Source organism: Photobacterium lucens, assembly GCF_009873615.1.
GTDB classification, from domain to species: domain Bacteria; phylum Pseudomonadota; class Gammaproteobacteria; order Enterobacterales; family Vibrionaceae; genus Photobacterium; species Photobacterium lucens.
On record NZ_SSMG01000404.1, the window covers coordinates 1 to 3,998 of the forward strand.

Annotated in this window: 3 protein-coding genes; 2 read left to right on the forward strand and 1 reads right to left on the reverse strand. The window is 43.6% G+C overall.

Annotated features, from left to right (window positions below; all coding sequences use genetic code 11):
- Positions 1 to 20: 20 nt before the first annotated feature.
- A complete protein-coding gene (locus E5A76_RS16680; RefSeq protein ID WP_161119612.1) occupies positions 21 to 1,388 on the reverse strand; it encodes an MATE family efflux transporter in 1,368 nt (455 codons plus the stop codon).
- 208 nt (positions 1,389 to 1,596) lie between these two features.
- Here E5A76_RS16680 and E5A76_RS16685 point away from each other — a divergent pair, with 208 nt between their 5' ends.
- Both E5A76_RS16685 and groL read left to right on the forward strand, forming a co-directional pair.
- A complete protein-coding gene (locus E5A76_RS16685) occupies positions 1,597 to 1,887 on the forward strand; it encodes a co-chaperone GroES (RefSeq protein WP_005372610.1) in 291 nt (96 codons plus the stop codon).
- Between the two features lie 41 nt (positions 1,888 to 1,928).
- Positions 1,929 to 3,572 carry a chaperonin GroEL gene (groL, locus tag E5A76_RS16690; RefSeq protein ID WP_161119613.1) on the forward strand — a complete coding sequence of 548 codons (1,644 nt, stop codon included), beginning with the start codon at positions 1,929 to 1,931 and terminating at the stop codon, positions 3,570 to 3,572.
- Positions 3,573 to 3,998 lie beyond the last annotated feature (426 nt).

Here is a 3,998-nt window from a genome sequence, read left to right on the forward strand (position 1 = left end):
ATATTCACACTATTCATATTTTATGAAGAGGTAAATGTCGCTAATATCGTTGATTTTCGTAATCGACGTGCATATAAATAAGCACCAATACCACCAATGACGTTAGCAATCGCAATGCCGATAAATAGCCCTTCAGTACCGTAATAAAGGCTTCCTAGCCATGCACTAGGCAGCATAAAGCCAAACAAACGCAGTAGATTCCAAATTAATGCATTAACGGTTTTATGTAAGGCATTCAGTGCGCTGATCAACAACATACACACTGCTTGTAAGCCATAGCTGGCTGGCACAACCAATAAATAATGCCATAGCTGTGCTCGTACGGTGGCGTCTTGAGAAAATAGTGCTGCCAATGGCATGCTCAATGGCACCATGGCAATAAAGATCAGTAATTGGAACAAAATCGCAAAGCGCATTGCAGTGAACAAAGCTTTAAAAGCCCGTTCAGGTTGGTTGGCACCAAGGTTTTGCGCCATAAACGGCATTAATGCCGAGCCTAACGCCATCATGCCGATCACCAAAATCGATTCAATACGCATTGCTGCGCCAAATGCCGCCACAGAGGCGGTGCCTTGTGTGGCCAGTAATGTCATCAACAGTGCGCTGGATAGCGGGTTTAGCGCATTAGAAAGCCCAGCGGGTGCGCCAATTTGTAATATCTGCTGCCAATCGGCTTTTAATTTACGAAAAACAGGCACTGTAAGCAGTTTTTCACGGCGATGAAGCAAATATAGTGACGCTGTTAATGCGATAGCCCAGCTAATACCACTGGAAATTGCCGCCCCTTTTACGCCTAGCTCTGGAAATGGGCCATAACCGAAGATCAATAAAGGATCGAGAATGCCATTAATAAGGCCTGCCATGATCATGATCTTAGCTGGGCTTTTCGCATCTCCTGTAGCGCGTATCGCGCTGTTACCTGTCATTGGGATCACCAGCAGTGGAATGGCGATGTACCATACTGTCATGTACTCATGAATGATCGGCAATAAATTAGGGCTTGCGCCCATTAAGGTAAATAATGGGTCGATGGTAAAAAAGCCCAAACTTGAGCCAAGCATCATTAGAATGACAGCGAGCAATAATCCATGGGTGGTGAGCCTTGCTGCACTTTGGGTATCACCACTACCTAATAAACGACCAATGCTGGTGGAGATCCCCACACTCATGCCCATGGTGATGCAGTTAAGACCAAACGTGACAGGAAAAGTAAAACTTACCGCGGCTAACGCATTGGTACCGAGTAAGGAAATAAAAAAGGTATCAACCAGATTAAACATCAAAATAGCGATCATACCGAACAGCATTGGCACGGCTAAACGGCGCAAAGCATCTGGGATCGGATCGGATAATAAGCCGTGTTTATCGGGCTTGGTGTTGTTTTCCATGGCGGTCTCATTGTAAGGATGCTTGCATACCCTAATGCAAAGAATGTGATCGGGCAAAAGTTCTCAAATAAATAATGAAAAAAAATCACGTAAAGCCTTGGGTTCTGACTTCTTTGACCCAACATGTTTAGGTAATAGAAAAGTCACCAAACAGATGTTTGGCTGTACTTCACGTATGGAAATTACCAATTATCAGGAGAGACGACCGATGAATATTCGTCCTTTACACGACCGCGTTATCGTTGAGCGCCAAGAAGTTGAATCAAAGTCTGCGGGCGGTATTGTACTAACTGGCTCAGCTGCTGAAAAATCGACTCGCGGCAAAGTACTTGCAGTAGGCAAAGGTCGTATTTTAGAAAATGGTTCTGTTCAGCCACTTGACGTTAAAGTTGGCGACACTGTTATCTTCGCTGAAGGCTACGGCACTAAGACTGAAAAGATCGACGGCAAAGAAGTTCTAATCATGTCTGAAAACGACATCATGGCAATCGTTGAATAATCCGATCACCTCGAATTAAAAATTAAGAAAGGAAACACAAGATGGCTGCTAAAGACGTTAAATTTGGTAACGACGCACGAATTAAAATGCTAGAAGGTGTCAACATTCTAGCTGACGCAGTAAAAGTAACATTAGGTCCTAAAGGCCGTAACGTTGTACTAGATAAATCATTTGGTGCACCAACTATCACTAAAGACGGTGTATCTGTAGCGCGTGAAATTGAGCTGGAAGACAAGTTCCAGAACATGGGCGCACAAATGGTAAAAGAAGTGGCATCACAAGCAAACGATGCTGCTGGTGACGGTACAACAACTGCAACAGTACTTGCACAAGCGATCATTAAAGAAGGTCTGAAAGCGGTAGCTGCGGGCATGAACCCTATGGATCTGAAACGTGGTATCGACAAAGCTGTTGCTGCTGCTGTTGAAGAGCTAAAAGCGCTATCTGTACCATGTGCAGACACCAAAGCAATCGCACAAGTAGGTACGATTTCTGCGAACTCTGATGCGACTGTCGGTAATCTAATCGCTGAAGCGATGGAAAAAGTAGGCCGCGACGGTGTTATCACTGTTGAAGAAGGTCAAGCACTTCAAGACGAACTAGACGTTGTTGAAGGTATGCAGTTCGACCGTGGTTACCTATCTCCATACTTCATCAACAACCAAGAAGCAGGCTCTGTGGATCTAGAAAGTCCATTTATCCTATTGGTTGATAAGAAAGTATCTAATATCCGTGAACTACTTCCTGCACTAGAAGGCGTTGCTAAAGCATCTCGTCCTCTACTGATCATTGCAGAAGATGTTGAAGGTGAAGCGCTAGCAACACTGGTTGTGAACAACATGCGCGGCATCGTGAAAGTGGCTGCTGTTAAAGCACCTGGTTTCGGTGATCGTCGTAAAGCAATGCTACAAGATATCGCAGTTCTAACTGCTGGTACTGTGATTTCAGAAGAAATCGGTCTAGAGCTAGAGAAAGTTCAGCTAGAAGATCTTGGTCAAGCTAAGCGTGTAACTATCACTAAAGAAACAACAACAATCATCGACGGTTCTGGTGAAGAAGCGATGATTCAAGGTCGCGTAGCGCAAATTCGTCAACAAATCGAAGATGCGACTTCTGACTACGACAAAGAAAAACTTCAAGAGCGTGTAGCTAAACTTGCTGGCGGCGTAGCTGTTATCAAAGTTGGTGCTGCAACTGAAGTTGAAATGAAAGAGAAGAAAGACCGCGTAGAAGATGCACTACACGCAACTCGTGCAGCAGTTGAAGAAGGTGTTGTAGCAGGTGGTGGTGTTGCACTTATCCGTGCGGCATCTAAAGTGGCTGGCCTTACTGGTGATAACGAAGAGCAAAACGTAGGTATTCGTGTAGCACTTCGTGCGATGGAAGCGCCTATTCGTCAAATCACTAAGAATGCGGGTGATGAAGAATCTGTTGTTGCTAACAACGTTAAAGCTGGCGATGCGAACTACGGTTACAACGCGGCAACTGGCGAGTACGGCGATATGATCGAGATGGGTATCCTAGACCCAACAAAAGTAACTCGTTCAGCACTTCAGTTCGCAGCATCTGTAGCTGGTCTTATGATCACGACAGAAGCGATGGTAACTGATAAGCCTTCTGATACACCTGCGATGCCAGATATGGGTGGTATGGGCGGTATGGGTGGCATGGGCGGTATGATGTAAGCCATTCATAACATTAGAGATCTTCTCTAAGTTATTCTTAAAGCCGAGCGTAATGCTCGGCTTTTTTATACCTGAAAAAAAGACGGGATCTAAACCACGATATTGTTGTTATGTTTGTACATGGTTCACTTGGAATATTCCTCAGAAAGCTGTACATAAATTAAATTCAGCAAAAACAATGAGTTATATGTTGTATGTTCGTTCCAATTAAAAATTGAGAAACTGTACACCTATTAGCTGATTACTTCACCCAAAGCTGTACTCGATTGTAAGTTGAAAGGGCGATATAAACAGAATCTGAATTCGAGCAAGTATTGATAAAAACGAGGTTAATTTTTAATGTACTGCTTTATTGATTAATTTTGTATTTTAGGTATAAGTTAAGCTATTTAATGTCCAGCTTTGTATTTGCTATTTTATTATCTC

Excerpts from the sequence above, each read along its gene's own strand:
- groL (WP_161119613.1), top strand. The coding sequence starts at position 1,929 with ATGGCTGCTAAAGACGTTAAATTTGGTAACGACGCACGAATTAAAATG.
- E5A76_RS16685 (WP_005372610.1), top strand. The coding sequence starts at position 1,597 with ATGAATATTCGTCCTTTACACGACCGCGTTATCGTTGAGCGCCAAGAA.
- E5A76_RS16680 (WP_161119612.1), bottom strand. The coding sequence starts at position 1,388 with ATGGAAAACAACACCAAGCCCGATAAACACGGCTTATTATCCGATCCG.